Source organism: Microcystis sp. M109S1, from assembly GCF_020247025.1.
GTDB lineage: Bacteria > Cyanobacteriota > Cyanobacteriia > Cyanobacteriales > Microcystaceae > Microcystis.
The window spans coordinates 1-3,268 of record NZ_JADBRW010000183.1 but is presented as its reverse complement, the minus strand read 5'-3'; the positions used below and the strand labels follow the sequence as shown (position 1 = coordinate 3,268).

General features: G+C 43.6%; 4 protein-coding genes and 1 pseudogene. 3 read left to right on the top strand and 2 right to left on the bottom strand.

Annotated elements, in window-relative coordinates; all coding sequences use genetic code 11:
• Nucleotides 1–311: Uma2 family endonuclease (locus tag IM322_RS08925; protein WP_287677446.1), on the bottom strand; the 311-nt coding region annotated here is incomplete at its 3' end.
• A 225-nt stretch (nt 312–536) separates the two neighbouring features.
• On the opposite strand from IM322_RS08925, the gene ftsY reads away from it, so the two are divergent.
• Nucleotides 537–1,871 (top strand): signal recognition particle-docking protein FtsY, encoded by a 1,335-nt coding sequence (ftsY, locus tag IM322_RS08920; protein WP_287677445.1) that lies wholly within the window; start codon nt 537–539, stop codon nt 1,869–1,871.
• Nucleotides 1,872–1,965: 94 nt separating this feature from the next.
• Complete coding sequence (locus IM322_RS08915) at nt 1,966–2,784, top strand: metal ABC transporter ATP-binding protein (protein ID WP_287677444.1); 819 nt, start codon at nt 1,966–1,968, stop codon at nt 2,782–2,784.
• Here the strand turns inward: IM322_RS08915 and tnpA are convergent.
• Nucleotides 2,759–3,161, bottom strand: a pseudogene (tnpA, locus tag IM322_RS08910) (IS200/IS605 family transposase). The gene IM322_RS08915 and the pseudogene tnpA overlap by 26 nt on opposite strands.
• 50 nt (nt 3,162–3,211) lie before the next feature.
• Here tnpA and IM322_RS23685 point away from each other — a divergent pair.
• Nucleotides 3,212–3,268: helix-turn-helix domain-containing protein (locus tag IM322_RS23685; RefSeq protein ID WP_502866912.1), on the top strand; the 57-nt coding region annotated here is incomplete at its 3' end.

Below are 3,268 nucleotides of genomic sequence, written 5' to 3'. Positions count from 1 at the left end.
TTGATCACGTTAGATTGACTATTCCCTTGATAGAGAGGTTGACCTTTAATCACCATCACATCGGGATAGGTGTAAATGCTATAATCTGACAGCCATAAACGCACCGTTTCCATGTAGGTATAATAATCTTGATTATTGATATTTAAGGGAAAATTACGGCAAAAATTTAGACAAATCTGATTGTGATTAGTGGTGGCTCCTACCATTGGGATAATTTCTCCTTGACGATATTCATTTTTATCTTCGGACGTTTCCTCTAGAGCCAGATATTCTTCGGGAGTATAATATTTAGTGTCGGTAGCGCTTAACATTTTTGACTCTCCTTCCTATTCTATTTTCTAGGATACAGCATTTCCCTAAAAAGAGACAAAGTTATCCTTAATCAAGGTTATCGATTGAGTTGCTCGGATCATATTTTTCTCTTAATCTCTGGCAAAAAATGCTGAGAAATCCACAATTAAAAATCTAACTATCAAAATTGCTCACGCCAAGGGTTAAGATAAACTAGATAAATAGTTTTATGTTTAGTTTCTCCTATGTTTAACTGGTTCCGTCGTCAGAAAGTCCAACCCGAACAAGAACAAGCACCCCCTGCACCCGTAGAGGAAACCCCCAGCGAGGCAACCAGTCAGGAAGACTATTTAGATTGGGCCAAAAAAGCCTTTAAAAATATTCAAGAGAAAAAAGCCACGGCCGAGGCCGTCGTTAGCGAAACCCCTGAAACATCTATTGCTGAAACAGAAGCTCCGGAAGAGGAAGAAGCAGTTAAAGAAGAGGAAACCGAGGATAATACACCCGCATGGCTGAAAAAATCCGAGCGCCTCGAAATTCTCAAAGAAACCGCCATCGAAACCCCCACAGAACCGGATGAGGATTTTATCTGGTCGGCCAAAGTTTTAGCCAATCAGGGACGACAAGCAGAGGACGTTTCCGAAGAAGAAATCACCTGGTTAAAAAAATTGCGTCAGGGTTTAGGCAAAACGCGCCGCAGCTTGGTCAATCAGCTTAAGGCCGTGGTCGGTCAGGGTCCCCTCAATCAAGATGCGGTGGAGGAAATCGAAGCTTTATTGCTTCAGGCTGATGTGGGGGTAGATGCCACCGATTATATTATCACTACCCTCCAAAATAAGCTAAAACAGGAAGCTTTGCCCCCCGAAAAAGCGATCGAATATCTCAAAGAAATTATCCGCGAGATTTTAGATGCACCTTTAGCCAATTATAGCAACCCCAGTTTTGAGCCAGAAAAAGGCAAATTAAATATCTGGATGCTCACAGGAGTTAACGGAGTGGGTAAAACGACGACTATCGGCAAATTAGCCCATTTATCTAAACAATCTGGCTATAGCTGTATGATCGCCGCTGCCGACACCTTTCGCGCTGCTGCCGTGGAACAGGTGAAAGTTTGGGGAGAGCGATCGCAAGTCGAAGTAATTGCCAACCCGGGCAAAAATACCGACCCGGCCGCCGTGGTGTACGATGGCATCGAAGCCGCTAAATCCAGGGAGGTAGAATTACTCTTAGTGGATACGGCGGGAAGATTGCAGAATAAAAAGAACTTAATGGCAGAATTAAGCAAAATTCGCCGCATTATTGACAAAAAAGCCGAGAGTGCCGTGGTGGAATCCCTTCTAGTTCTCGATGCCACTTTAGGACAAAACGGGCTGCGACAGGCAGAGGTTTTCTCGGAAGCTGCCCAATTAAGCGGCGTGATCCTGACTAAAATCGATGGTACAGCTAAAGGGGGTGTTGCCCTTGCCGTAGCGCGTCAGCTTAACCTACCGATTCGCTTTGTTGGCGCTGGGGAAGGAATCGAGGATCTGCGGCCCTTTTCCAGTTACGAATTCGTGGAAGCTTTACTGAGTGGCGATTAATCTCACCCCGCCTATCTTTCATAATCTTTTCATGGTTGCTTCATAATTGTCTCATTTTTAGTTATGCTAGAACTGGAGACTCAGGGTAACAACTATGCAAACGACAATTACAGTTAGTCATCTAGGAGTGTATTATCGCGGCGTGGAAGCCCTACGGGATATCACCCTGAAAATTTATCCAGGACGACTAACCGGTATTATCGGTCCCAACGGTGCGGGCAAAAGTACCCTGATCAAAGCCATGCTAGGATTAATTCCCGTACAACAGGGAACCGTTAACTATCAAGGGCAATCTCTACAGCAACAACTGGATAAAGTCGCTTATGTTCCCCAAAGATCTCAAATCGACTGGACCTATCCCGTCACCGCTTGGGATGTGGTAATGATGGGGAGAGTCAGAAAAACGGGTTGGTTTCGTCCTTTTTCCCATATTAGTCGTCAACAGGCTTTAAATGCCCTAGAAAGGGTGGAAATGGCTGATTTACGCCATCGTCCCCTCGGTCAGCTGTCGGGAGGACAACAGCAAAGAGTCTTTTTAGCCAGATCTTTGGCCCAAGAAGCGGAGATTTTCTGTTTTGATGAACCTTTCGTCGGGGTAGATCAAAAAACCGAGGGCATCCTTTTTAATATCTTCGGTGAGTTAGCCAAAAAAAATAAAATTGTCATGGTGGTTAACCATGATTTAGGCGAATCTATCACCCATTTTGCTGATTTAATCCTCTTAAATAAAGAATTGATTCTCGCCGATCAACGATCTAAGGTCTTAACTGATTTTAATCTCCGGCGCGCCTATGGGGGCAAAGTCTCCTTCTACGATGCCATGACACTACCAGATCATCCCCGATCGAGTCTCGATTATCGAAAATTTGGGTTAAAACCCCGTCGTTTTACGACGGCTTTTCTTGATCTTTAATATAGCACCTAAGAACTTCCAATGGCGCACCTCCTACAGAAGAAACAAAATAACTAGGCGACCAAAGAGCATCTTTCCCATAGGGTTTAGGATAGCCAGCTTGTCCATACCTGCGACTAGAAACCCCTTTTAAAGAATTAACCATTACAGAAATAGATAGTTTCGGTGGGTATTCAATTAGAGCGTGTACATGATCAGATTCCCCGTTAAATTCTAGCACCTGAAAATTGCTCTTTTCCGCAACTTCCCTAAAAGATTTCTCGATTAAAGCTAAACTTTTACTGGTAAAAACCTTTCTTCTGTATTTTGTCACACAGACCAAGTGTATTTTTAGGTCAGAGACAGAGTTTCTTTCATGAGCGCAACCGACTTGACATTATTGGCAGACCTAGTTAAAATAGAATGCAGACACACATATTTTAACTCAATGAAAGCAAGGTATCAATACCGCCTTTACCCAACCAACCAACAAAAGAGGCTTTTG

Coding starts and splice junctions, on each gene's coding strand:
- ftsY (WP_287677445.1), top strand. CDS start 537: ATGTTTAACTGGTTCCGTCGTCAGAAAGTCCAACCCGAACAAGAACAA.
- IM322_RS08915 (WP_287677444.1), top strand. CDS start 1,966: ATGCAAACGACAATTACAGTTAGTCATCTAGGAGTGTATTATCGCGGC.